The following is a 25,550-nucleotide window of genomic DNA, read 5'->3' as shown; positions in this document are numbered from 1 at the left end:
ACTGATTTATCATGAAGTTCATAAACTATCTGCAATCCATCACCGGTGTAACCATTTACCCGCTGATATCGCTGGTCCTCTTTTCGCTGTTCTTTATAGTAGCGGCCTTCTGGGCTTTCAAAGCACCAAAAGGTATGGTGGACCACATCAGTAATATCCCATTAGACGAAAGCTGAAACCTGACCAACAATGAAGAAAAGACTTTTTAATACAACACTGTTGTTCTCACTGCTGGCCAGCTTACCTGCGGCTGCGGAAGAATACACCTCCTACAAGCCAGATGGTCCATCAGAACTGGGCCACCCTGTAGCTATCGTACTCCTCACCGTGATCGTAGGCCTGTTCATCGCTATTGTAATATTGGGTAGTGCTGTTATTGGTGCTATTGACATCTATAAGGAGCGACTGAAAAACAGTAAAGCACTCCTGATCGGAGGCTTACTGGTAGGCAGCCTCTTTTCAGCTTCCGGCGCTATGGCACAGGAAGCTGTGACAACAACAGCCACAACAAACATCATCAGCGGTCTGTCCACATCTTCCTTTTACCTGCTGATCTCTGTAATCGGCCTTGAACTCCTCGTTATCATCGCTCTGCTGTATGCGCTTCGTATCCTGGTGGGTATTAAGAGCAGACGTAAAGTAAGAGCTGAGAAAGCTGAAAAAGCAGTAGCTGAAGGCAAAAAAAGTATCCACTGGCTGGAAAAGCTGAATGACACTAAGACGCTGGATGCTGACTCTGAAGCTGAAGCAGACATGGGCCACGATTACGATGGTATCCATGAGCTGAACAATCCAACACCTCCATGGTGGAGATACGGGTTCTACATCAGTATTGTATTTGCCGTAGTATACCTCTGGCGATTCCAGGTTGCTCACTCAGCACCATCACAGATAGAAGAGCTGGCTATAGCCAATGCGAAAGCGGATGAAGCTAAAGCTGCCTATCTGAAAAATGCGGCGAACAATGTAGATGAGAATACTTTGAAACAGCTGACCGATCCTGCGGATCTGGCTGCTGCGGCCAAACTTTTCGCGAGCAATTGTGCTCCCTGCCATGGCCCACAGGGTCAGGGTGTGGTAGGACCCAACCTCACGGATGACTACTGGCTACATGGAGGAACGATCAACAAGGTATTCACGACTATCAAATATGGCATACCTGAAAAAGGGATGAAGTCATGGAAAGATGATTTCTCTCCCGGACAGCTGGCACAGTTAGCAAGCTATGTAAAGAGTATTCATGGCACTAACCCTCCTAATCCGAAGGAGCCACAGGGTAATCTGGAAAAATAACCTTTCACGGGCCGGACTGACCGGTTATACGGAAATCAGTCCCGGCCCACTTTTTAATGCGTTCACAATGGATACAACGTTTCGAGACAGTTTGGCGACTGTGGATAAACAAGGGAAACGCAATTGGATTTATGCACAGAGACCTAAGGGTAAACTTTATAATGCGAGAAGTATTCTTAGCTATCTCTATTTCATTGCGTTTTTTGCCGGACCGTTTATTCAGATAAACGGCCGGCCCCTTTTTTTAATTAACGTAGTTGAAGGCCGTTTTATCCTCTTCGGCGCTCTTTTCTGGCCCCAGGATTTCTTCATCTTCGGGTTGGCAATGGTTGCCTTTATCCTCTTTATAGTCATCTTTACGATGGCCTTTGGCCGTCTTTTTTGCGGTTGGGCGTGCCCCCAGACCATCTTTATGGAAATGCTTTTCCGAAAGATAGAATACTGGATAGAAGGTGATGCGGCTGCACAGCGAGTACTGAATCAAGCCCCCTGGACTACAGACAAGATTTTCAAAAAGACCAGCAAACAGGTGTTATTTTATACGCTTTCATTCGTGATCGCCAACACCTTTCTGGCTTACATTATAGGTTTAGACAACCTTTCGCGCATTATTACGGGACCTGTAACTGAACATATTGGTGGCCTTACGGCCATTCTCATTTTTGCAGGCATTTTTTATGGCGTCTTTGCTTTTTTCAGGGAGCAGGTATGTACTATTGTCTGTCCGTATGGCCGTTTACAAGGCGCATTGCTGGACAAAAATTCCGTGATCGTAGCATACGACTACTCAAGGGGAGAACCCAGAAGCCATTTTAAGAAACAACAGGATGCTGCCTTCGGAGATTGTATCGACTGTGCACAATGTGTAAAGGTGTGCCCCACAGGTATAGACATCCGTAACGGCACCCAGCTGGAATGCGTAGGCTGTACTGCCTGTATCGATGCATGTAATTTCATGATGGCGAAGGTGAACAGACCTTTGAACCTGATCCGTTACGCATCAGAAGATGGTATTGCCAACAAACAACCGCTGACGATCACCGCCCGTATGAAAGTGTACAGCAGTATCCTGGTGCTGATCGTTGCAGCCATCACTTTTATGCTGGCAAGCAGACAACCGGTAGGTGGCGATATCATCCGTGCTGGAGGTATGTTGTACCAGGAGAGAGGAGAGGACAGCGTATCCAACCTGTACAGTGTAAAACTAATCAACAAAACGACAGCTGATATTCCGCTGACGTTGAGACTGGAAGATATAGCAGGTCGTATACAATCAATTGGCGCTTCTGTGATCAAAGTAAAAGCAGAATCACAGGGAGAAGGCACCTTCTTTATCGTATTACCCAAAAGTGCGATCGGGAAAAGAAAAACGGTGCTGCATGTAGCACTATATGCAGGCGACAAGAAAACCGGTTCCATCAAAACTACTTTCCTGGGACCGATACAATTCCAATAACTTTTATAAACTAATCATCATGAACTGGGGACATAGCATCATCGTTGTATTCGTTCTTTTTGCCGCCGGTATGCTCACATTGGTTACCAAGAGTATGCATGCACATGTGGAAATGGTGAACAATGACTATTATGCGGAAGAGCTGAAATACCAACAGGTGATAGACGGACGTAAAGAAGCAGCATTACTTTCGGCACCGGTGAAGATCGATCAGGCCGGCGATCATATAGATGTGACTTTCCCTCCTGAAATGCAGGGAACACCACTGAGTGGTAAGATCCTTTTTTACAAAGCTGCGGATTCCCGTCAGGACGTAACAGTTCCGCTCCGCGCTGGTGTAGAAGGTACTATGAGCATCAGCAAACAGAAACTGAAAAAGGGTGATTACCAGGTTCAAATGGAATGGGATGCCAAGGGCAAACACTACGTCCAGGAAGAGAATATATCGGTGAACTAATTTAAACAGCACACAATATGTTCCTGACATTTCTTTATGCGCTTTCGCTGGGTTTTATAGGCAGTTTTCACTGCATAGGTATGTGCGGGCCGATAGCGCTTACTTTGCCGGTTCAGCACCTGGAAGGTACGCGCAGGCTGGGAGGCATATTACTGTACAATGCAGGACGTGTGAGCGCTTATACAGGCCTTGGCATCTTTTTCGGATGGCTGGGCAGACAATTTTATCTCGGTGGCCTGCAGCAATGGCTTTCTATTACAGTAGGAGGGTTATTGCTGCTGGTCATTTTTTTTCAGTACGGATGGAAGTCCTTTCGTCTTCCTGCAATAGGAGGATTTTATACCAAAAGAATTAAATCGATCCTTGGCAACTTACTTCGTCAACGTCGTTTCAGTACACTTTATGCAATCGGTTTTTTCAACGGCTTACTGCCCTGTGGATTGGTTTACTTCGCCATAGCAGGCGCGATAGCAACAGGTGCAACCTGGCAGGGAGCACTGTTCATGACAGCTTTTGGAACGGGCACCTTACCGGCGATGGTAGCGGTAAGCTGGTTCACAGAGCTGATCAGTCTGCGTTTCCGTAACCGCATCAGACGTTTCATACCCGTTATAGCCGGCATTATGGCCATCTTGCTGATCATGCGTGGCCTGAACCTGGGCATTCCGTATATCAGTCCGGTACTTTCTCCTCAGGAAGAGCGGGTTTCTTTACACTGTATTAAACCTTGACTACAATGACTCTCATTCAGAAATATAATACCGCTGCACCACGGTACACCAGTTATCCCACCGTTCCCTACTGGGATGAATCAACCTTTGATGCTACAAGATGGAAACAATCCCTGCAGGAATCTTTTAAGGCGACCAACTCAACCGAGGGTATCAGCATTTACATACACCTTCCTTATTGCGAAAAGTTGTGCACTTATTGTGGATGCAACAAGCATATAACCATCAATCATGGGGTAGAAAAGCCCTATATGGACGCTATCTTACGGGAGTGGGGCCTCTACATTAAACTGTTTGAAAAACGCCCGAGAATCCGCGAAATTCACCTTGGAGGAGGTACGCCTACTTTCTTCAGCGCCGACAACCTGGCGCAACTCATCATTGGTATTTATGAACATGCTGACCTGATCTCTGATGCGTCTCTGAGTTTTGAAGGGCATCCCAATAATACCACTGTGGCACATATGCAAACCCTGTACAATTTAGGGTTCAGACGTATGAGTCTGGGTATCCAGGATTTTGATCCAAAGGTGCAGGATATTATCAACCGTATACAACCTTTTGAAACGGTGGAGCGGGTTACGAACGAGGCCAGGGAGATTGGATTTACTTCCATCAACTATGACCTGGTGTATGGTTTGCCTTTACAAACGATGACAAGTGTACAGGATACCATTAATAAGATTATCAATCTGGGTCCGGACAGGATTTCATTCTATAGCTATGCACACGTACCCTGGATCAAGGGAAATGGTCAGCGCAAATATTCTGAAACAGACTTGCCTAAGGATGAAGAAAAACGCGCGCTGTACGAATTGGGTAAAACGATGTTTGCTGAAAATGGGTATACAGAGATAGGAATGGATCACTTTGCCCGTCCACATGATTCCCTGTACCGCTCAGCACAGGAGGGTACCCTGCACCGCAACTTTATGGGTTATACAGATCATCATACTTCACTGATGATTGGTTTAGGTGCATCATCTATCGGCGATAGCTGGTATGCTTATACACAAAACGAGAAGACGATCGATCGGTGGATGGAAAGGGTAAACAACGATGACTTTCCGGTAGTAAGAGGACATATTCTGAGTACCGAAGACCTGTTACTTCGCCGCCATATTCAGGCACTGATGTGCAATTTTGAAACTACCTGGAACAAGGCAGATGTGCAGTGTGATGCGATTGTAGAAGGTTTGCAAAGACTGCAGGAACTTGAAAAGGATGGGTTAGTTGCTGTAAAACCAAAGAAGGTTTTTGTAACAGAAAAAGGACGTCCTTTTATCCGTAATATCTGTATGGCATTTGATGCTCGTTTATGGCGCAGACAACCACAATCACAGCTATTCAGTAGTGCTATCTAAATCTTATTGACTTCATTCTTATTGCTTTACGTTGAATGTGTATCCTGAGATTGGAATTTTTTCCAAAAAATGGAATAACCATGCTATGATAAATTATCACATAATTGTGATAGCACTATCGGCTGAAATATTGATGAATAAAGGGTTTGAGTGAGCATAAAAAAAGTCTGACCGTTTTTTACAATCAGACTTTCTTGTTATGTGAATGGGTTAGTAAGTACAGGGAACAAAAATTCCCTACACAATATTAAAAAGAATTTTATCACAAAAGAAAAAAAATGCAAACTTTTTTATTCACACCACTAAAAAAAGTGTGGATAACAACAGTTAAAAAGCACAACTGAAAGATTTTTTGTGCCGGCAATCAAACCAAATTTACACAAACGATAATATCCCGATTCTCACCTACCTTTGTTGCACTAAACAGCAGAATATATGAAGTTCAATGCTCCAATACCGGTAACCGAAATCGCTGCATACATAGGCGCAGAGCTGGAAGGCAACGATCAGCAAATGGCAACCGGCATTAACGAAATACATAAGGTTACTCCGGGTGATATTTCATTTGTAGACTTTGAAAAGTACTATGATAAGTGTCTGCGTTCTGCAGCAACAATTATTATCATCAATAAAAAAGTTGACTGTCCTCCCGGTAAAACATTGCTTGTATTACCTGATCCGTTCAGTGCTTATGTTAAAATTGTGAAAAGGTTCCGTCCTTTTGAACCAGCGACCAAACCCATCAGCGATACTGCGGTAATAGGGAAGGACACTATCATTCAGCCAAATGTGTTCATCGGAAATCACGTTACTATCGGCGAGAACTGTCTTATTCATCCCAACGTTACCATCTATGATCATACAGTAATTGGCAACAACGTAATCATTCATGCAGGTACCGTGATTGGCGCAGATGCATTCTACTTTAAGAAAAGAGCAGACAGGGAAGTGATGTATGATAAGATGGAAAGCTGCGGTCGCGTGATCATTGAAGACGATGTGGAAATCGGCGCTGGCTGTACCATTGACAAGGGTGTAAGTGGTGATACTATCATTGGTCGCGGTACTAAGTTTGACAACATGATTCATATCGGTCATGGTACCGTAATTGGTCGTAACTGTCTTTTTGCTGCACAGGTAGGAATCGGTGGTAAAGCACATATCGAAGACAATGTGATCCTCTGGGGTCAGGTAGGTGTATCCAAAGATCTGGTGATCGGTAAGGGAGCTGTGGTGCTGGCACAAAGTGGTGTACCAGCTTCACTGGAAGGAGGAAAAACGTACTTTGGTTCTCCGGTAGAAGATGCACGCATGAAGATGAAAGAACTGGCATGGATCAAACGTATCCCTGAAATCTGGGAGAAATTAACGTCTAAATAAACGCTTTTGTAAAATAGCTTCTGCCACCCTGCAGAAGCTATTTTTTTATACATTTGGAACATGCTTTTCCGAACATTGCTTCTCCTGTTTTCCACCCTGACTGCCGTAGCCCAGAAAGGGCTTACCGAAGTTCCTGTCACTATTAAAGACGGCTGGTTTACCGCCAAAACAATTTCCTTCGATAAGTATACCACAGGCGACCGTAAAAACGGTATCGATCAACCTGCTTCTTTCTCCTTCATAAAGAACCCCATTGACGCCTTCAATTTCCAGCTGCTATGTGATACCTGCAACACAGGGAGTAAGGCGCATATTCAGTCGCTATTTACCCCTCGCATCGCTTTCTCAGATCGTTCGTTACCATCCGTACTGGAACATGTTGAGGCTAACAATAAACTTACTTATATCGTCATCCAGGTTGCCGATTCTACTTTGGGTACCTGGGAAATGATCCTCCGGAATATGACTTATCTGGACCTGAACGACAACAAACAGGCAGGCATACTCCGCTCTTCACTGGGAGAGTTCAAAGTCACTGCCAATAACCATTTTGGCATCGTAAATTCTTATGAAAATATCCGGTACGAATTTGTGTACCGGAAGAAGGTAGTGGCGGCAGTCATACCTGGTAATAGTCCCCGGGTATGGTTAGACCTGAATAATTTAAAAGAGGAACAGCGCATTGTAGTTGCTGCAGCAATAGCGGCATTACTGCTTAGATGAGGACAGCATCTTTTTCAGATATGCTTTACTCATACGGGCCACCGTTTCTTTCAGTGGTGTAAACGTAAAGTCCGGCAATACCTCCTTTATCTTCCCGTTATTGTAGTATACTTTCAGTTGCGCAGTATGTGCAGTTTCTTTTGTTAACACGGCCTTTTTTCCGGTGATCTTACTCTTCAATGTTTCTATCCGCCATACTATCTCTGCCTGCCATGGTTTCACCAGTTTATGTGGCGGCTTTTTGCCCAGTTGTATCGCCATTTCTGTAAACAGATCTACATATCGCCAGTTGTCTGCGGAGATTACAAAACGTTGTCCGCTTACATTACTTTCCATCAGGCGTATCATCACTTCAGCCACGTCTTCCACATCTGTGAAACCAGTAATTCCTTCTGTATAATAAGGGAATTCTTTCCAGGCATTTTTAATGAGCAGACCGGAACCATCTTCCCAGAAATCAGGGCCCAGGATAATCGATGGGTTTACGATGGCAGCAGGTAATCCTTCTGCAATACCTCTCCATACTTCCATCTCTGCCCTGTACTTACTCACGGCATATTGTGAATTGTGATGACTATCCTGCCATTCAGTATTTTCATCGATCATCTGCCCGGTCTTTGCACGCCCCAGAGCAGCTACGGAACTCACATGTACCAGTTTTTTCACGCCAGCATCCAGCGCCAGATTTACCACATTGGCAGTACCATCTATGTTCACTTTCATTATCTGCTCACGCGCTTCCGGGCGGAATGATACTACACCTGCACAGTGATAGACTTTTTCAACACCTTCCATGGCTTCTTCCAGTGCGACTACATCCAGTACATCACCTTTTATCCAGGTGATTTTGTCTGCAATTTCTTTGAGCTGTTCAGGAATTTCCTTGCGGTATAATGCCCTTACAGGTACGCCTGTTTTCACCAGTTTTCGTAATAAATGACTGCCTAAAAATCCCGTTCCTCCTGTTACTAATATCATGTAATCTTGTTCCGTTTGTCTAAAGATAATTATAAAACCCTTTCCCGGTTTTCTTTCCTAAATCACCGGCCTGCACACAGGTTATCTGTAATGGACTCGGCGTAAAACGGGGAGCCTTTGCAAATGCATCGTACAATGATTGCGTCACGGCAAGGTTTACATCGTTGCCGATCAGGTCCATCAGGGTAAAAGGTCCCATTCTGAAACCTGCACTTTCCAGCAGGCGATCTATTGTTTTGTACGGTGCAATTCCTTCCGTTGCAACCTGCATGGCTTCTAAATAATAATGCCTGGCAACCCTGTTTACAATAAAGCCGGGAGTATCCCTGACCTGTACCGGTGTTTTACCCATTTTAACTGCCAATGCATGCAACAGTTGTGCAACACTGTCCGTTGTTTTTTCACCACTCACAATCTCCACCAGTTTCATTACCGGTGCGGGATTAAAAAAGTGCATGCCCGCTACCCGTTCAGGATGAGGCACCGCCGCTGCAATGGATGATATGGAGAGAGAAGAGGTGTTGGAAGCGAAGATCGTGTACTCATTATTCACAGCCGCTAATTCCCGAAATAATGCTGTTTTAATATCGATTTTTTCCACGATGGCCTCTATAATCACATCTGCCTTTACATCGCCGGTATGTGCCGTAAAATGCAGGCGTTGCATGATCTGGACCGCCATCCCTTCCTTCAGTTTTCCTTTCTGCTCCAGGGTGGATAATTGACTACTGATCTGTTGTCTGGCTTTGTCCAGCATAGCTGGTTGTACATCGAACAATACTGTGTTGAAACCGCTGGCAGCGGCTACCTGTGCTATGCCGGCGCCCATGGTGCCAGCCCCGCATACAGCGATCGTTTGCATTTGTTCCAGGTGGATCATCTTCGTCTTTTGGGGGTAAAAAAGAAAAACAGGAGAAAAGGCGTATGGATAATTCAATTGCGCGCTTTTCTCCTGCTTGTAAATATATTCAAATATGCTTGTTGCTAGACTGCTCCTTCAAATTGTTCCAGGAATCGAACATCATTTTCTGAGAACAACCGCAGATCCTTAATCTGGTATTTCAGCATAGTAATACGTTCTATACCCATACCGAAGGCAAAACCAGTGTATTTTTCAGGATCGATACCACAGTTCTCCAACACCTTCGGATGCACCATACCACAACCCAGGATTTCTACCCAACCGGTATGCTTACATACGTTACAACCCTTACCACCACAGATGTGGCAGGAAATATCCATTTCTGCACTGGGTTCAGTGAACGGGAAGTAGGAAGGACGGAAGCGGATACGGATATCTTCGCCAAACAGCTCTTTTACGAAGTGATAGAGCGTTTGTTTCAGATCAGCGAAAGAAACGTTTTCATCAATGTACAATCCTTCTACCTGGTGGAAGAAGCAGTGTGCACGGGCGGAAATAGTTTCATTGCGGTATACACGTCCGGGACAGATGATACGGATAGGCAGCTCACCTTTTTCCATTGCCCTTACCTGTACGGAAGAAGTATGGGTGCGCAGCAACCAGTCCGGTGCCTTGCTGATGTAGAAAGTATCCTGCATATCCCTGGCCGGGTGATTTTCCGGCAGGTTCAGTGCGGTAAAGTTATGCCAGTCATCTTCTATTTCAGGCCCTTCTGCAATCGCAAAACCCAGGCGTTCAAATATGCTGATGATGTTATTTCTTACTATGCTGATAGGATGACGGGTACCCAGGCGGTGAGGTTCCGCAGGCAGGGTAAAGTCCGCATCGGTAGCGGCAGCACCGGCACCATCTTTCAGGTGTTCAAATTGCGCATAGCGCTCTTCTACGAATTGCTTAAACCCGTTGAGCAGTAAACCGAATTCTCTTTTCTGCTCTTTGGGCACGTTCGCCATTTCTCCGGATATAGCTTTTACAATCCCTTTGGTACCAAGGAATTTGATGCGGAATGCTTCCAGGTCGGCAGCTGTGGCCGGTTCAAATGCCTGGATTTCCTGTTTGTAGGCAGCTATTTGCTGTTCTATGTGATCCATAAGACAGCAAAGATAATGATATACTCAGAAAATTAATTTATAACCCACGCCCCGGATGTTGACAATTTGTACCCTTGGGTCATCTTTGAGGTAGCGGCGCAATTTGGTGATGAAAACGTCCATGCTGCGGGCGTTGAAAAAGCTGTCGTCGCCCCACAAATCCAGCAGTATACTCTTCCTTTCTATTACCTGGTTCAAATTTTCTGACAGGCGCCGCAGTATCTCAGCTTCCCGGTGGGAGAGGAAAGCAGTTTCATGATTGCGGGTCAGGGTTTGTTTGGTGTAGTTGAAATGGTACTGGCCAATCTGGATTACATCGGCACCAGAAGCCTCCTGCGCCGCTGGCTGATCATTGAACCGCTGCAGCAAAGCTTTGATCCTTACAATCAGCTCATCCATACTGAATGGCTTTTTCAGATAGTCATTGCCTCCCAGTTCAAATCCTTTTACCACATCCGCAGTCTGGGATTTGGCTGTGAGAAAGATAATCGGGGTCACTTTGTCCTGTTTCCTGATTTCTGTAGTAACGGTGAAGCCGTCCATGTTTGGCATCATGATATCCAGCACCACCACATCTGGTTTGTGCTGATGGTACAAATCCAGTCCTTCCTTTCCGTCAGTCGCGTAGAGCATTTCAAAGCCACGCATTTCCAGACTATCTTTTACGATTTGTCCCAGTTGCCATTCGTCTTCTATCAATAATACTTTAGCCATAGTTACAGATTTAATCTCAGACAGGTATCTGGATGATAAATTCGCTGCCTTTGTCCGGTTCACTGTGTACTGTGATACGACCATCGTGCAGTTCTACTATTTTCCTGACATAACTGAGGCCCAGTCCGAATCCCTTCACATTGTGCAGGTTGCCGGTCGGTACCCGGAAGAAAGTATCAAAAATATTTTCCTGGTATGTTTTAGGAATACCTATGCCATTATCTTTTACCCGAACGATCAAGTTACCGTTTTCTATGGAACTACGGATGTTTACCACAGGCAATTCTCCTGAGTACTTGATGGCGTTGTCCACGAGGTTATTGATCGCATTTGACAAGTGGGTACGGTCTACATTTACCAGCCGCTCACCAATCAGGTTATCATACCTGAATTGCACGGGTCTGTTAGTTTTGAGCTGGTGATTAGTAATGATCGTATCCATGATTTCGTTGATGTCCGTTTCTTCTTTGTACAGCTCTATTTCTTCTCTTTCTTCCGATGCGATGTGCAATACTTTTTCAACCAGGTCAGACAACCTTTGCAGCTCCTGCTTGGAGATGTCGAGGTAAGTTTGCGTTTTGCGCTGATCGTTGAGGGCATTGAAATTCTGCATGGCTTCAACAGCTGCATATACTGTAGCGATAGGCGTTTTCAGCTCATGCGTCATATTGTTGATGAAATCATTCTTTACCTCTGAGAGTTTCTTTTGTTTCAGGATGGTACGCAACATGTAGATAAAGCAGATCGTCGTCAGCACCAGCAAAACAAAGGAACCTACCAGGGTCCAGAGCATCTTGGCAAGGATGTATTGCATGGGTGATTGAAACACCGCCTGAACAAAAAGGTTGCTTGCGGGATTGAATGGGATCTTGCTTGTCTTTTGTGGACCCCGTCTGCGCAGACTATCGCGGAAACTTTCCCTGGCAAAACCTTCAAAGTTGATATGAAAAGTATCCAGGCGGAAATCAGTTTTGATCTGACGGCCGTGGAGTTCTGCACTAAAGATGGAGTCCAGCTTTATCAGTTTGACACTATCGCTGGTAATATTGTTCAGGAGCAGAAAATCGGAAATTTGCCTGGCCAGCGTATCGGCATACACACGGCTGGGATTCTGATGAGGACCGGCATGATCGTTCGCATCGACCATTACGTGCATGCGACCTTCGCCCTCTTCGGGACCAGGACCAGGAGGAGGTATATCGCCACCAGGGCCTCTCAGGCTGTCTCCATGCTCTCTGTTAAAGCGCCTGAAGTACCGGCGTACGTCGGCAAACTGTTTGTTGTAGACAGCTGTACGCAATGATTCGTTAATATCTTTACTGAACTGTTCTAACTGTATGTGATAAGAGTTATATAACCAGTATCCCTGGAACATGTAGATGCCTAGAATGCATATACACATGAGTATCAGAATGTTTCGGATCCGCTGGCGCATTATATCAATGAATTTATCATGCAAAGCTATTTGATTATAGGATAATCATGGCTATCCCCTTAACAGTAATTAACAGTAAATAAGGAACCTTAACCATTGCGCCCATATTATGTTCTTTCATTAACAGTAATTAACAATAAATAAAGCTATTTAACCTGAAAATGCGTGCCGAATATTGACTTTTGTGAAAGAAAAAAAACAAACACATGAACCATTTATCAAAAACCCTCTTTGGTGCCGCCCTGATAGCCTTCACTGGCTTCACGGCACAGGCACAGGACAAGAACAGCGGTGTGATCGATTATGAATTGAGTCAAAAAATGCCTCCAAGAGGCGGTGATGGCGGCGATGAAGAAGGACAAGTAATCACTATAAACCAACATTTCTTTTTCGCAGCCGGCCACGGTAAGCTGGAAACAGAACGTCCTAACTTTGGTGGCGGCATGGATCGTCAGGGACCTCCTCCTCCTCCGGGTGAAGGTGGTGAACAAGGCCCTCCTCCAGGAGTTGGTGGTGGCCGTTTCCGTGGTGGATTTGGTATGATGGGTGGCGGATTCGTAGACCTGCAGAGCCATAAATACCTGCAAACATTTACCAAACCAGATGACTCTACTAAAACCTACTTTGCAGAAGAAGATTTCCGTCCGGCAAAAGATGTAAAACCGGGTGATAAGACTAAGAAAATCGCTGGTTACAATTGCAAAAAAGCTACTGTGACCGTAAGGGATGAAACTTATACCGTATGGTATACAACTGACCTGCCTTTCAGCTACAGCCCTGTAAATGGCCTGTTACCTGAACCAAATGGCGTCGTACTGGCTGCTGAAAGTAACAACCGTTCCTTTACAGCAAAGAAAGTAGACTTTAAACCGGTACCTCCTGAAAAAGTTTCCCTGCCTGGTAATGCGGAGAAAGTGAGTGAAGAAGAAATGCACAAAATGCGTCAGGAGGCCAGAGATAAATTCCGTGACAGACAAAACAGGAATTAAAAGACTACTACTTTAACTTACATCCTCCTCATGAAAAGGATCCCCCTTATGACTTTGTGCCTGATCCTGATTGCGCTTATATCCAAAGCGCAATCAGGTCAGGTTAAAGGAGAACTGACTGACTCAACCGCATCTCATCCTTTGGCTGATGCCACCGTAGCATTGCTGAATGGCAAGGATTCTTCTCTTGCAGCTACTGCATTTACTGACAAAAAAGGTGGCTTCAGCTTTACCGGTCTTTCTGCCGGTGGCTACCGGGTATATATTACTTACCTGGGTTATAAACCAATTTTCAAAAGCATTACTGTATCTGCTGCACAACCTGTAGTTGATATGGGTACCATTCACCTCCTGGGCAAAGGTATCACCCTGGGTGAAGTGGAGATCATACAGGAAATACCGCCTGTTGTGGTAAAAAAAGATACCCTCGAATTCAATGCAGATGCTTTCAAAACCCGCGAAAACGCAGTGGTGGAAGACCTGCTTAAAAAACTGCCCGGTGTTACTGTGGATAAAGATGGAGTGATCACAGCACAGGGTGAAACGGTAAAGAGAGTATTGGTAGATGGTAAACCATTCTTTGGCGATGATCCCAAACTCGCCACTAAAAATCTGCCTGCTGAAGTGATCGATAAAATTCAGGTGATAGACCGTAAATCAGATCAGGCACAGTTTACAGGTATCGATGATGGTAATACTGAAAAAGCCATCAATATCACAATTAAAAAAGACAAGAAAAAAGGGGTATTCGGAAAGGCATCTGCCGGCTATGGTACAGATGATCGTTTTGCTATCAATGCAAATGCAAACGCCTTCCGCGATAACCGTCAGCTCTCTTTCCTGGGTAGTGGTAATAACGTCAATAACATGGGCTTTACCATGCAGGACGTATTCAACTTCTCCAGCAGCAACAATGGCAGTGGTGGTAGTAACGGCCGTAGTGGCGGCGGTGGCAGAGGTGCTGCTCAATCTACTATCAGCAACCTGGGTGGTAACAGCACCACAGGCATCACTACCAACTGGAATGCAGGTTTCAACTATAATCAGGACTTTGGATCAAAATTAAAAATCAATGGTAGTTACTTCATCAACGATGTAAAAACTGAAACTAAAAATCAGAACACAAAGCAAACTTTTACATCCGATAGTTCTTACTATTACAACTCTACTACCGGTTCCCTTACTCAAAATAAGAACAACCGTCTCAACATGCGGATCGAGTATGAAATTGACTCTTTCCACTCTTTGATATTTACACCTACATTCTCCTATACTGATGGTAGTACAAATTCAACCAGCTACTACCAACAGCAGGATAACAATAAAGTAACCTCTATCGATGGCTCCAATACCAACCGTAGTGGTGCTTCTTCTCCAAACTTTTCAGGCTCTGCATTGTACCGTCAGAAGTTTCATAAAACAGGTCGTACGCTGAGCGCCAACTTTACGTATGGATATAATACTACCGATCGTCAGAACTATTATAAGTCGCTGGACGAATATGTAGCGACTGATACTACGTCCGCTTATACCAGCGGTTATGACAGGAAGACAAATGCGAATAACATCGGTAAAAATTATCAGGCAACATTGACGTACACTGAACCGTTGATGAAAGACAGATACCTGGAACTGGATTATACTTATAGCAATAATTATAGCTCTTCCAAAAACCTGACTTATGATGCAAATGCTTCCGGAAAATATGATGTGCTGAATGATAGCCTGAGTAACATTTTTGAAAATACATTTTCTTCTAATCAGGCAGGTATTAATATCCGTACGAACAAGTTCAAGTATGACTATACCTTCGGTATGAATGTGAGGTTTAATAGTCTGGTGAATGATAACGTAAGCAGGAATACACATATCTCTCAGTACACGGTGAACTACTTTCCATCTGCAAGTTTCAACTATAATTTTGAGCAGGGTAGAAGGTTCCGTTTCCGCTATAATGGTAGCACAACACAACCAACTATTTCTCAGTTGCAACCACTACCAGATCTGACCAATTCACTGTATGTACAGCAGGGTAATCCTAATCTAAAGCCTACGTTCACACATAGTCTGATGGCGGGTTACAACGCATTTAACAGAAGTTCATTCCGTGGTATTTTTGTAAATGCAAATGCAACATTCGCCAACAACCAGATTGTAAATGCGAACCGTACAGATGACTCTACCGGTAAGCAATACACTAAACCGATCAATACGAATGGGGTGTATTCACTGAGTGGTAGTATGGTGAACTCTATTCCCATCAAGAATCACATCACTTCTCTGAATATCAGTACGAACGTTTCTTACAAAAGAGATGCGAGCTTCACAGGTGAAGATGAGGATTTCAGCGATATCAAGAAATACTATACCAGAAACTTCAGTCTGACCGAAGGCATTACATTCAATTACTTCTTCAAAGAATTATTTGATGTATCTACATCTGGTAGTGTACAGTATGCAGCAGCACGATACGACATCCTGCCAAGCAACAACACCAACTATTTCAACTATTCATTCTCTCTGGATTTCAACATCAATCTGCCTGCAGGTTTTCAGGTGGGCAGTGACATGACATACACATTGAATGCAGGCCGGGCTGCGGGTTACAACGTAGATTATACTTTGCTGAACGGATATGTATCCAAGTTTGTGGGGAAGAAAAAACAGGGACAATTTAAATTCTATGCTTACGACCTGCTGAAACAAAATATCAGCATCAGCCGTACTACGGGTGAGAACTACATCCAGGATACACAGAACATGGTACTGCAACGTTACTTTATGATCAGCTTTACTTACTTCCTGCGTAAGTTCGGTACGAACAATAATAATAATCGTGAAGGCCCTCCACGCGAAATGCGCTTTATGCGTCCTCCGGGTGGCGGCATGCCGGGAGGTCCTCCTCCGGGCGGTGGCGGTGGAATGTAAAACAGAAAAGGAGTGCGATATGCACTCCTTTTTTTATGTATTATACATGTAAAATGACTCCAGATTTTTTGAAAGGTTGAAAGGAAATAAAGGTGACGGTGAAACATCTCCCCTCGTACCATCAGCTTTATAACCTTACAACCTTAATAACTTTGTCGTTTGACCATAGAGGCAGTACCATCGGATCATGCAACTTTGTATTTCGGCGCAGGGGATTTGCGCTCTCTTATACCATTAGCAATCCTGCGTACTATCCAGCTTAGTGTAAACGTCGGAATAAAGTCCAGACCCGGGAATAACTCCTCCATAAAGTTGAACACACTTCCGAATGCACCCATACTGCCACCAAACATTCTGTAGAATATGATAGCGGAAATGGGAGCCCAAATTACATCACTCACTTCGCCTAACACGGGCACTGCATAACTGGCACAGCCAATCAGGTCCATCAGTATACAAATCCATAAGGCCGGAGTAAATTTCTTTTCCATATTGACCTCCGCTTTAAATTGTGAACATTTTAGTATAATCAAATAGCTTACCAATTTCAATTACGGATGGTGGTATAGTAATTACGGAGTCTATGGCCGGGGCGATATTTTGGGAATAATGATTTGGGATACAATCCTTTAAAAAATGCTGATTTTTTCTTCTTTCTGGGATTACTCGTAATTTTTTCTAACTCAGGCGTAACTGTACTTCTATAACGTTTGATACTACTATAAAGTTACGAATTTCACCCCGGATTGGTTGTACGCATTTCAAAAATGCGTAGTTCCACGTTATATTTATAAAAAATTCTATCGTTATATGTCCACTCTGCTCAAAGGTCGTATCCGTCATTCAGTGTGTGCCTGGCCTTATGAATCCATTCCACTGGACACCTTTTGCAAGGGTGCTAAAGAAATAGGGCTGGAATCCATCGATCTCCTGTATCCCCACCAGTTTGAAACCGCAAAGCAATTTGGCCTCACCTGTGCCATGGTAGCATCTGTGAACGATGCATGGAATATCGCCAAAGGGTGGAACCGTGTGGAACACCACGATGACCTCATCACTTATTATCAGTACCTGATCGATGAAACGGCCAAAGCCGGCTTTCCTTCCGTAGTCTGTTTTTCTGGTAACAGAGAGGGACTGGATGATGAGCAGGGTATTGAAAACTGCGCTATGGGTTTGCAGCGCTTATTGCCGTATGCTGAAAAAAAGAAGGTGAATATCGTGATGGAGCTGCTGAACAGCAAAGTTGATCACCCTGATTATCAATGCGATCATACACACTGGGGCGTGGCCCTGAGCAAAAGGATAGGTTCAGAACGTTTTAGCCTTCTCTATGACATTTACCACATGCAGCTCATGGAAGGCGACATCATCCGCACCATTCGCGACAACCATACTTATTTCAGTCATTATCACACTGGCGGCGCGCCCGGCAGAAATGAGATCAATGACAGCCAGGAATTATACTACCCGGCTATCATGAAAGCAATTTATGAAACAGGGTATAAAGGTTTTGTAGCACAGGAATTCATTCCTACCAAAACGGATAAACTTTCGTCGCTGAAAGAAGCCGTGCTGATATGTGATATCTGATTCCTACTTAAATCAGTATTTCCAGTCATTGCGCAGCATACCCATAACTACCATGTCTACAAAATGTCCATGTAGTTTGGCATTGTGGCGCAAAATACCCTCTTTCGTAAATCCAAGTTTGATAGGAATACGGGCACTGCGGTCATTTTCCAGAGCAAAGCGAATTTCTACTTTGTTGAGTTTCAGGTTTTCGAAAGCAAAAGAGATGAGCACCTTGCAGCAGGCGACGACAATACCTTTGCCACGGCAATGTTCTGCCAGCCAATAGCCGATTTCGGCTTTTTGCAGCAGGTGATCCCAGCAATGTAGGTCCAATACTCCGCACAGCTGACCATTGTACCAGATACCAAAGGCAATTGCTTCCTGGTCTTCTGCTTTGCGCAGCATCATCTCTATAAAACGAAGGGAATGATCTTCATTGGTATTGTAATCCACCCATGGGAGAAATCGGCGCAACGCCTTACGGGATGTATCGAGGGTGCGATAAAGCACCGGTGCATTTTCAGGTTGTAACTGCCTGAGTAAAATCTGATCGTCTACGGCTAACTCCAGCATAAAAAATTAAGGTTTGGCCCCTATACCGTCCGGGGTATAGTGACCAAACCTCAAATATAATAAACTTAACTTTTTGCAAACAACTGTCGCCGCTGCATATCACGAACTATCTGACGGGCGAACTGTGATGCCTGCTTATAAGCAGTGGGTGGATCAATCGCTTCTGACTGTGCATTGTAGATCAGTTTTTTCTGTCCCAGGTCATACAGATTCGTATCCCATTCATACCGCACATTCGTGGTATAATAACCAGGGGTAAACATACCGCCGTACCATCCCCTGTAATAAGGGGCATAAGGGTAGGAGGGCACATAGCCGCTGGATTTTGTTTTATCTACCATGGCGATAGTGAGCACCTGGTCCACATCACCATTTCTAAATTTGTGCAGAGCGGCCTTCTCATCTCCTGTCTTCGACAGGGCGTCGTCCGGGCCGTATTTGGCAAATGAAGATACTGCGTTGAAGCCTTCTTTCTGTAGCTCATTGACGAGCTCATTTTCCATTAAAATGCGCAGTTTTTTGTCCCTGGGTGGAACAAGGGCTATCACAATCATTTTTTTGCTGGTATCCAGCCTGGCATCAGGTGTTTTCCAGGACGAAGTTAGTTTGGTACTGGTACAGGCTGTGATGGACAACAGCCCTATACATAATAGCAATACTCCTAGCCTTTTCATAATCTCCTCCTTTTAACTGTTGGTTAGACGGGAAAAAAAGAGGAGAGTTACATTGACCTGCTAAAAATAATAGCGGCTTGCGACGATTGGTCGCAAGCCGCTATACGTATATACATCAGTATTAATAATTAATCACCTGTTCCTGGATGCCCCCCGGGATTTCCCTGAACTCGTACAACTGGGTTCTCAGCTGCGGCTCGAAGCCAGCTTCCCTGATCGCCTGTTGCATGGATCTGTAGGTAAATCTGTGCGGAGCACCGGCAGCACTTACCACATTTTCCTCGATCATGATAGATCCGAAATCGTTCGCACCAGCGTGGAGACAGATCTGAGCAACCTGTTTACCTACTGTGAGCCAGCTAGCCTGGATATTCCTGATATTAGGCAGCATGATACGGCTCAAAGCGATCATACGGATATATTCTTCGGAAGTGGTCATGTTGTGTACCCCTCTGATCCTGGACAACAGGGTATCTACATCCTGGAATGTCCATGGAATGAAAGCGGTGAAGCCATAATGACCTTCCGGTTTCTCGCTCTGTACCTGTCTGATATCCGCCAGGTGTTCAAAACGCTCCATTATAGTTTCCACGTGCCCGAACATCATTGTAGCGGAGGATGCGATATTCAGCTTATGTGCCGCCCGCATTACATCCAACCACTCCTGTGCACCACATTTCCCTTTGGAAATGAGCCTACGCACGCGGTCGTTCAGGATTTCAGCCCCGGCACCTGGTAAGCTGGCCAGACCAGCTTCTTTCAGTGCGCTCAGCACTTCTATATGTGTACTTTTTTCCAGTTTTGTGATGTGTGCCACTTCAGGGGGACCGAGGGCATGCAGCTTGAGGGTAGGATACAACTGTTTCAGCTGCTTAAAGGTATCCACGTAAAATGCCAGGCCCAGATCCGGGTGGTGTCCGCCCTGCAGCAGCAACTGGTCGCCGCCAAATTTCAGGGTCTCCTCGATCTTTACCTTGTACTCTTCAATTGACGTGATGTAAGCGTCTCCGTGACCTGGGATACGATAAAAGTTACAGAATTTGCAGTTAGCCGTACACACGTTGGTAGTGTTTACGTTTCGATCTATCTGCCAGGTAACTTTTCCGTGTGGAACCTGCTGTTTACGAAGCTCATTTGCGATGTGCATCAGCTCCGTAAGCGGTGCTTTTTCAAACAGATATACCCCTTCTTCCGGTGTAAGCCACTCAAAATTTAATGCTTTCCTATATAGATCTTTCAGTTCCATGATAAACAAAGGTAGCAAAAAACAATATCCCGCCATTGGTGGATTTTTAGGAGGTAATCGGCTTTTTTAATCCTACATTTATACAACTGTTATTCTGTCATTCTCTCGTATGCAAAAAGCAACATTGTCAAAGCACTGTTGTATCATTTTATTAGCACTTTCTATATTCCACGCTGCAACCGCTCAATCAAAACTGCCTCAGGAAGAAGAAGGTACGCTGATCTGTCGCTTTCCATTCAGACAATACTATGGGGGCGTAGTGGTGATACTCGCACAGATAAAAGGTTTTTCCGATACACTCCAGTTCATCCTTGATACCGGTAGTGCAGGCATATCTCTGGACACCAGCACCTGTATCCGCTTAGGTATTCAGCTCACACCATCTGACAAAGTTGTACGTGGGGTTGGAGGGTCCAAAAGAGTGGATTTCGCCATGGACCGAACGCTGCTGCTGCCAGGGTTGGAGGTAGACAGCCTCAATTTTCATGTCAACAGCTATGAGCTGATCAGCCAGGTATATGGCCTTCAAATAGATGGCATTATTGGGTATAGCCTGCTAAGCCGCTATAATGTGCTGGTAGACTATAATGCCGAAGAGATACTGCTGTTTACCCATGGGAAATTCACTTATCCTAAAGGTGGGTCATTATTACATCCTACCCTCACCCAGATTCCCATTGTCACCGGTCAGCTCCGCAATGGTAAAACCCAGCGTGAAAGCCGGTATTACTTTGATACAGGCGCGGGTATGTGTCTTTTGTTTTCCAAACACTTCGTGAGCGACAGTACCGTACTCTCCACCCGGAAAAAACAACGAAAAGTAATTCAAACCGAAGCCCAGGGCCTTGGAGGGAAAATGACTATGGATGTAACCACTATCGGGGAGTTCAAAATCGGCAATTTTAACTTTCGGAACGTACCTGTCTATGTCTTTGACGATCAGACGAATATCACAGCCTATCCTTTTCTTGGTGGCATGATTGGCAATGATCTTCTTCGCCGTTTCAATATCTATCTCAATTATGGCAAAAAGGAAATCTACCTGCTGCCCAATAATCACTTCAAGGAACCATTCGATTATTCCTATACCGGGCTGGTTATGTATATGATTGACGGAAAAATTGAAATCACCGATATTATCAAAGGATCTCCTGCTGAAAAGGCAGGATTAAAGCCCGGAGATATCATCATGGCGATCAATAACCTCTTCACTAACAACATACAGGACGTAAGGGAACAGCTAAAAAATGTAGGTACCCGGCCTATGTTACTCATCAGCAGGAACAATGAGCTCATGCTGAAAAAAGTACTCATCAAAAGTATTTTATAATACTTTGCATTATCTTTCGTTTGATGTGTAACGTGAAAAAGCTACTGTTCTACATACTTATTACTTTGCCGCTATTGTCGGCCGCCCAGGCACCACCTGTCTCCGCAGAACCGGTAGCCATTCTGCCATTCCGGGTCTATGATCACTCTTTGATTATCAGTGCCTCTCAGAGTAGTTCGGAGGATAGCCTACATTTTATATTCGATACAGGCGCCGAAGCCAGCACGCTGAGTAACGAAACGGCTAAAAAGCTGAAACTCGAAACCAAAGAAGATGGGGGACTGAGTGGCACCGACGATATTGTAGTCAGGGTACCCACCTCCACGATCAATCTGCTCTATTTTGGGAAGGCCCGATTACCGCTGGTAAAAGTGTATTTAGAACCGCTGCAGGAATTCAAAAAATCGCCTATTCATATCGACGGCATTATTGGCGTGGACCTGATCAAAATGTTCATCGTCCAGATTGACTATACCAATTCCCGGATCTTACTATATCGTCAGGGCAAAACACCAATGAGCGTACCTGGCAAGCGCCTGCCCATGACGCTGAATTTTGATACTCCTGTCATAGAAGCTGTGATAGAACTGCCTGATGGCCGATCCCTGGGTAGCCGTTACCACTTCATTACCGGTGGTGATTACGGTATTCTGTTTAACTGGCCTTTCGTTGAAAAATACCACCTAAGAGAGGTTCTGCCCATCGTCGGTACAGACAAGGTAGGAGACCTGTACCAGCAACTCACTTACCTCAATACCATCATTCCTTACCTGGCCTTTGGCGCTGTACGCATGGAAAAGGTCTCCGGCAGTTACTGTAAGGAGGTGAATGACGTAGGCGGATTAACAGAAGTGGCCGGTTCCATTGGCTCTTATATCTGGTCACAATTCCGCACCATTACCATCAACTATAAACAACGGGAAATCTACCTCGATAAATAAGTATTTAGCCTGCCTTTGGCAAAATCAATATGGACATTCCTCTTTATTTTTAATACCTTAACTTGCAGTTCTCATAAATAGGAATATGATCCATTATAATAAATTCACTTTAGCCAATGGCCTGCGCGTGATTGTGCATGAAGACCATACCACGCCAATGGCAGTGTTAAATGTTATGTACGATGTGGGCTCCCGCGATGAAGATGCTGACAAGACAGGATTTGCGCACTTATTCGAACACCTGATGTTTGGCGGCTCTGTCAACATCCCGGAATATGATGAACCGCTTCAGATGGCCGGTGGTGAAAACAACGCTTACACGACCAGTGACCTGACCAACTACTACATTCAACTTCCCGCAGAAAATATAGAAACAGCTTTCTGGCTGGAAAGCGACCGTATGCTCTCCCTGGCATTCAGCGAAAAGAGTCTGGATGTACAGCGCAAGGTTGTATGCGAAGAGTTCAAGGAACATTACATCAACAAACCTTACGGCGACATCTGGCACAAGATGCGTGACCTGGCTTACGCTGTGCATCCCTACAAATGGATGACCATCGGAAAGGAACTGGCACACATTGAAAATGCAAAACTGGACGATGTAAAAAGTTTCTTCTTCAAATATTACCGTCCGGTCAATGCCATTCTGGTAGTAGCAGGAAAAGTGACCACCTCCCAGGTAAAAGCGCTGGCAGAAAAATGGTTCGGCGATATTCCTGCAGGAGAGCCTATTCAACGTAATATTCCGCAGGAACCGGCACAACAGGGTGCGCACAAACTGGAAGTAAAAGCCAATGTACCACTGGATGCCCTGTACAAATGTTATCATATGCCGGGTCGTTTGGACAAGGACTATTACTCAATCGATCTGATCTCTGATATTCTGGGTGGCGGCGCTTCTTCCCGTCTGCACCAGGTACTGGTAAAAGAGAAAAAACTCTTCAGTAATATTGATTGTTATCATTTCGGCACGCTGGATGCAGGTTTGTTCACCATCGAGGGCAAACTGGTAAAAGGCGTGAAGATGAAAGATGCTGAAAAAGCGATACAGGAAGAGCTGGATAAAGTACGACAGGAAATCATCCCTGAAAGAGAGCTGCAAAAAGTGAAAAACCGCGTGGAAAGCATGCTCGCTTTTGAAGACATGGGACTTTTGAACAGAGCGAATAACCTCGCATTCTATGAGCTGATGGGCGATGCCTCGCTCATGAATGCGGAATTCAGCAACTACGAAGCGGTAACTGCCGAGCAAATGCACAAACAGGCAGCTATACTCTTTGACGAGAAGAACTCAAATACTATTTACTATTACGCAGGCTAATATTCACTAAGATTAATGATAAATCGTAAACTCGCCCCTGAGATAAAAGATGCCGTTGATTTTGAAGTCGCACTGAAACCGTATGAGAAATTCACACTGGATAATGGCATCCCAGTATACGTTATTGAATCGGATGAACAGGAAACCTTGCAGCTGGAAATGGTATTTCCCGCAGGTAGCTGGTACGAATCAGAAAACCTCATTGCGTCTGCTTCCAACTTCCTTATGAAGAATGGAGCCGGTAAGCATTCTGCACTGCAAATAAATGAAAGTATCGATTACTTTGGGGCTTACCTGAACAGGAGCTGCCACCATGAATTTGGTACTTACACCCTTCACTGTCTGACCAAAAGCTTTTCTTCCCTGCTGCCTACGCTGCAGGAAGTGATACTGGATCCGGCTTTTTCTGAAGAAGAACTGGCCACTTTCCAGCAGAACATGAAGCAAAGGCTGGCGGTGAATCTGCAGAAATGTGATTTCGTAGCGAACAGGCATATTGACAAATACCTGTTTGGAGAATTCCATCCTTATGGCCGCGTGAGCAGCATGGAGGCATACGATGCACTGCAGACAGAAACGTTGAGAGCTTTCTATCAGCAACATTACACTTACAATAACTGCCGCATATTCGTGGCTGGCAAACTACCGGATCAATTGATCCCTCAGCTGAACCAATACTTTGGTACCACCAAATGGAATGGAGAAGCGACGATCATCAAACCGGAAATTTCCATCATGCCGGCGGAAGAAAAAAAATTCCGCATTTTCAATGATGAGAATGGGGTACAGGGTGCTGTGCGTATAGCACGTCATTTCCCTAATCGCTACCATCCTGATTATTCGAAGATGATGGTATTGAACACCATTTTCGGTGGTTACTTTGGTTCCCGCCTGATGAGCAATATCCGTGAGGAGAAAGGTTATACCTATGGTATTTCTTCGCAGGTATACAATTTCCGCCAGGCAAGTGCTATCAATATCCATACGGAAGCTGGCAGAGATGTGTGCGAAGCAACGATTGAAGAGATCTATAAGGAGATGCGCATCATGCAGGATGAAGTGGTGGATGAGGAGGAAATGGCGCTGGTACGGAACTTCATGATCGGGTCTATTTTGGGTGACCTGGATGGAGCTTTCCAGATTATACAGCGCTGGAAGAACCTGATCCTCAATGACCTGGATGAGAATTACTTCTATAATAATATCAAGACGATCAAGACGATTTCAGCGGAAGAACTGCATGTGTTAGCTAAGCAGTATTTCAAGCCGGAAGATTGGTATGAGTTGGTAGTTATTTAAAAATAAAATGGGTGGTCTGAAAGACCACCCATTTTATTTTCCAGCAAAAAGAGGTTGGGCCAAAGGCCCAACCTCTTTTTGCTTTTTAGATCCCGAAAAATAGTATTATCATTTTTTACTATATTTGTAT

The 25,550-nt window shown here is 44.7% G+C and carries 24 protein-coding genes; 15 read left to right on the top strand and 9 right to left on the bottom strand.

Annotated features, from left to right (window positions below; translation table 11 throughout):
* Positions 1-11: 11 nt before the first annotated feature.
* From BW716_RS07660 to BW716_RS07625, 8 genes are all read left to right on the top strand, one after another.
* Positions 12-176 carry a cytochrome C oxidase Cbb3 gene (locus tag BW716_RS07660; protein WP_083721941.1) on the top strand — a complete coding sequence of 55 codons (165 nt, stop codon included), beginning with the start codon at positions 12-14 and terminating at the stop codon, positions 174-176.
* Between the two features lie 13 nt (positions 177-189).
* On the top strand, positions 190-1,293 hold the full coding sequence (locus BW716_RS07655; RefSeq protein WP_083721940.1) for a cbb3-type cytochrome c oxidase N-terminal domain-containing protein: 1,104 nt from the start codon (positions 190-192) through the stop codon (positions 1,291-1,293).
* Positions 1,294-1,360: 67 nt separating this feature from the next.
* Positions 1,361-2,749 (top strand): cytochrome c oxidase accessory protein CcoG, encoded by a 1,389-nt coding sequence (ccoG, locus tag BW716_RS07650; RefSeq protein ID WP_083721939.1) that lies wholly within the window; start codon positions 1,361-1,363, stop codon positions 2,747-2,749.
* 19 nt (positions 2,750-2,768) lie between these two features.
* Positions 2,769-3,206 carry a FixH family protein gene (locus tag BW716_RS07645; protein ID WP_179091031.1) on the top strand — a complete coding sequence of 146 codons (438 nt, stop codon included), beginning with the start codon at positions 2,769-2,771 and terminating at the stop codon, positions 3,204-3,206.
* A gap of 17 nt (positions 3,207-3,223) precedes the next feature.
* A complete protein-coding gene (locus tag BW716_RS07640; RefSeq protein ID WP_083721937.1) occupies positions 3,224-3,937 on the top strand; it encodes a sulfite exporter TauE/SafE family protein in 714 nt (237 codons plus the stop codon).
* 5 nt (positions 3,938-3,942) lie between these two features.
* Positions 3,943-5,301 carry an oxygen-independent coproporphyrinogen III oxidase gene (hemN, locus tag BW716_RS07635; RefSeq protein ID WP_083721936.1) on the top strand — a complete coding sequence of 453 codons (1,359 nt, stop codon included), beginning with the start codon at positions 3,943-3,945 and terminating at the stop codon, positions 5,299-5,301.
* Between the two features lie 435 nt (positions 5,302-5,736).
* Entirely contained in the window at positions 5,737-6,681 is a 945-nt protein-coding gene (locus BW716_RS07630) for a UDP-3-O-(3-hydroxymyristoyl)glucosamine N-acyltransferase (RefSeq protein ID WP_083721935.1), read from the top strand.
* Positions 6,682-6,741: 60 nt separating this feature from the next.
* Positions 6,742-7,404 carry a hypothetical protein gene (locus BW716_RS07625; RefSeq protein ID WP_083721934.1) on the top strand — a complete coding sequence of 221 codons (663 nt, stop codon included), beginning with the start codon at positions 6,742-6,744 and terminating at the stop codon, positions 7,402-7,404.
* On the opposite strand, the gene BW716_RS07620 is transcribed toward BW716_RS07625, so the two are convergent.
* The 5 genes from BW716_RS07620 to BW716_RS07600 all read right to left on the bottom strand — a co-directional run bounded on the left by BW716_RS07620 (position 7,390) and on the right by BW716_RS07600 (position 12,511).
* The gene (locus tag BW716_RS07620; RefSeq protein WP_083721933.1) at positions 7,390-8,382 is read right to left on the bottom strand and encodes an SDR family NAD(P)-dependent oxidoreductase; all 993 of its coding nucleotides are present in this window, start codon (positions 8,380-8,382) and stop codon (positions 7,390-7,392) included. The two genes, BW716_RS07625 and BW716_RS07620, sit on opposite strands and share 15 nt — an antisense overlap.
* 19 nt (positions 8,383-8,401) lie before the next feature.
* Positions 8,402-9,262, bottom strand: coding sequence for a 3-hydroxyacyl-CoA dehydrogenase NAD-binding domain-containing protein (locus BW716_RS07615; RefSeq protein ID WP_083721932.1), 861 nt, complete (start codon positions 9,260-9,262; stop codon positions 8,402-8,404).
* A 104-nt stretch (positions 9,263-9,366) separates the two neighbouring features.
* Positions 9,367-10,395: a phenylalanine--tRNA ligase subunit alpha gene (gene pheS, locus BW716_RS07610; RefSeq protein ID WP_083721931.1), complete on the bottom strand. Its 1,029-nt coding sequence runs from the start codon at positions 10,393-10,395 to the stop codon at positions 9,367-9,369.
* 24 nt (positions 10,396-10,419) lie between these two features.
* Complete coding sequence (locus BW716_RS07605) at positions 10,420-11,109, bottom strand: response regulator transcription factor (RefSeq protein WP_083721930.1); 690 nt, start codon at positions 11,107-11,109, stop codon at positions 10,420-10,422.
* Positions 11,110-11,125: 16 nt separating this feature from the next.
* Entirely contained in the window at positions 11,126-12,511 is a 1,386-nt protein-coding gene (locus BW716_RS07600; protein ID WP_179091030.1) for a cell wall metabolism sensor histidine kinase WalK, read from the bottom strand.
* A gap of 239 nt (positions 12,512-12,750) precedes the next feature.
* On the opposite strand from BW716_RS07600, the gene BW716_RS07595 reads away from it, so the two are divergent.
* Both BW716_RS07595 and BW716_RS07590 read left to right on the top strand, forming a co-directional pair.
* Positions 12,751-13,533: a GLPGLI family protein gene (locus BW716_RS07595; RefSeq protein ID WP_083721928.1), complete on the top strand. Its 783-nt coding sequence runs from the start codon at positions 12,751-12,753 to the stop codon at positions 13,531-13,533.
* 30 nt (positions 13,534-13,563) lie between these two features.
* Positions 13,564-16,461, top strand: a complete 2,898-nt coding sequence (locus BW716_RS07590; protein WP_083721927.1) for an outer membrane beta-barrel family protein — start codon at positions 13,564-13,566, stop codon at positions 16,459-16,461.
* A 185-nt stretch (positions 16,462-16,646) separates the two neighbouring features.
* Here the strand turns inward: BW716_RS07590 and BW716_RS07585 are convergent, their stop codons facing one another.
* Complete coding sequence (locus BW716_RS07585) at positions 16,647-16,952, bottom strand: hypothetical protein (protein ID WP_083721926.1); 306 nt, start codon at positions 16,950-16,952, stop codon at positions 16,647-16,649.
* A gap of 319 nt (positions 16,953-17,271) precedes the next feature.
* On the opposite strand from BW716_RS07585, the gene BW716_RS07580 reads away from it, so the two are divergent.
* On the top strand, positions 17,272-18,054 hold the full coding sequence (locus tag BW716_RS07580) for a hydroxypyruvate isomerase family protein (RefSeq protein ID WP_083721925.1): 783 nt from the start codon (positions 17,272-17,274) through the stop codon (positions 18,052-18,054).
* A 12-nt stretch (positions 18,055-18,066) separates the two neighbouring features.
* On the opposite strand, the gene BW716_RS07575 is transcribed toward BW716_RS07580, so the two are convergent.
* The 3 genes from BW716_RS07575 to mqnC all read right to left on the bottom strand — a co-directional run bounded on the left by BW716_RS07575 (position 18,067) and on the right by mqnC (position 20,529).
* Positions 18,067-18,609: a GNAT family N-acetyltransferase gene (locus tag BW716_RS07575; protein ID WP_083721924.1), complete on the bottom strand. Its 543-nt coding sequence runs from the start codon at positions 18,607-18,609 to the stop codon at positions 18,067-18,069.
* Positions 18,610-18,674: 65 nt separating this feature from the next.
* Complete coding sequence (locus tag BW716_RS07570) at positions 18,675-19,283, bottom strand: hypothetical protein (RefSeq protein ID WP_083721923.1); 609 nt, start codon at positions 19,281-19,283, stop codon at positions 18,675-18,677.
* A 121-nt stretch (positions 19,284-19,404) separates the two neighbouring features.
* Positions 19,405-20,529 (bottom strand): cyclic dehypoxanthinyl futalosine synthase, encoded by a 1,125-nt coding sequence (gene mqnC / locus BW716_RS07565; protein ID WP_083721922.1) that lies wholly within the window; start codon positions 20,527-20,529, stop codon positions 19,405-19,407.
* Positions 20,530-20,638: 109 nt separating this feature from the next.
* On the opposite strand from mqnC, the gene BW716_RS07560 reads away from it, so the two are divergent.
* The 4 genes from BW716_RS07560 (at position 20,639) to BW716_RS07545 (ending at position 25,420) form a co-directional block, all read left to right on the top strand.
* Positions 20,639-21,859, top strand: coding sequence for an aspartyl protease family protein (locus BW716_RS07560; RefSeq protein ID WP_083721921.1), 1,221 nt, complete (start codon positions 20,639-20,641; stop codon positions 21,857-21,859).
* A 32-nt stretch (positions 21,860-21,891) separates the two neighbouring features.
* Positions 21,892-22,800, top strand: coding sequence for an aspartyl protease family protein (locus BW716_RS07555; RefSeq protein WP_179091029.1), 909 nt, complete (start codon positions 21,892-21,894; stop codon positions 22,798-22,800).
* Between the two features lie 85 nt (positions 22,801-22,885).
* Complete coding sequence (locus BW716_RS07550) at positions 22,886-24,121, top strand: pitrilysin family protein (protein ID WP_083721919.1); 1,236 nt, start codon at positions 22,886-22,888, stop codon at positions 24,119-24,121.
* A 15-nt stretch (positions 24,122-24,136) separates the two neighbouring features.
* The gene (locus tag BW716_RS07545) at positions 24,137-25,420 is read left to right on the top strand and encodes a pitrilysin family protein (protein WP_083721918.1); all 1,284 of its coding nucleotides are present in this window, start codon (positions 24,137-24,139) and stop codon (positions 25,418-25,420) included.
* The last annotated feature ends 130 nt before the right edge of the window (positions 25,421-25,550 follow it).

Source organism: [Flexibacter] sp. ATCC 35208 (assembly GCF_001975825.1).
GTDB lineage: Bacteria > Bacteroidota > Bacteroidia > Chitinophagales > Chitinophagaceae > Chitinophaga.
The sequence above is the reverse complement of the archived record's forward strand: the minus strand, read 5'-3'. Positions and strand labels throughout refer to the sequence as shown.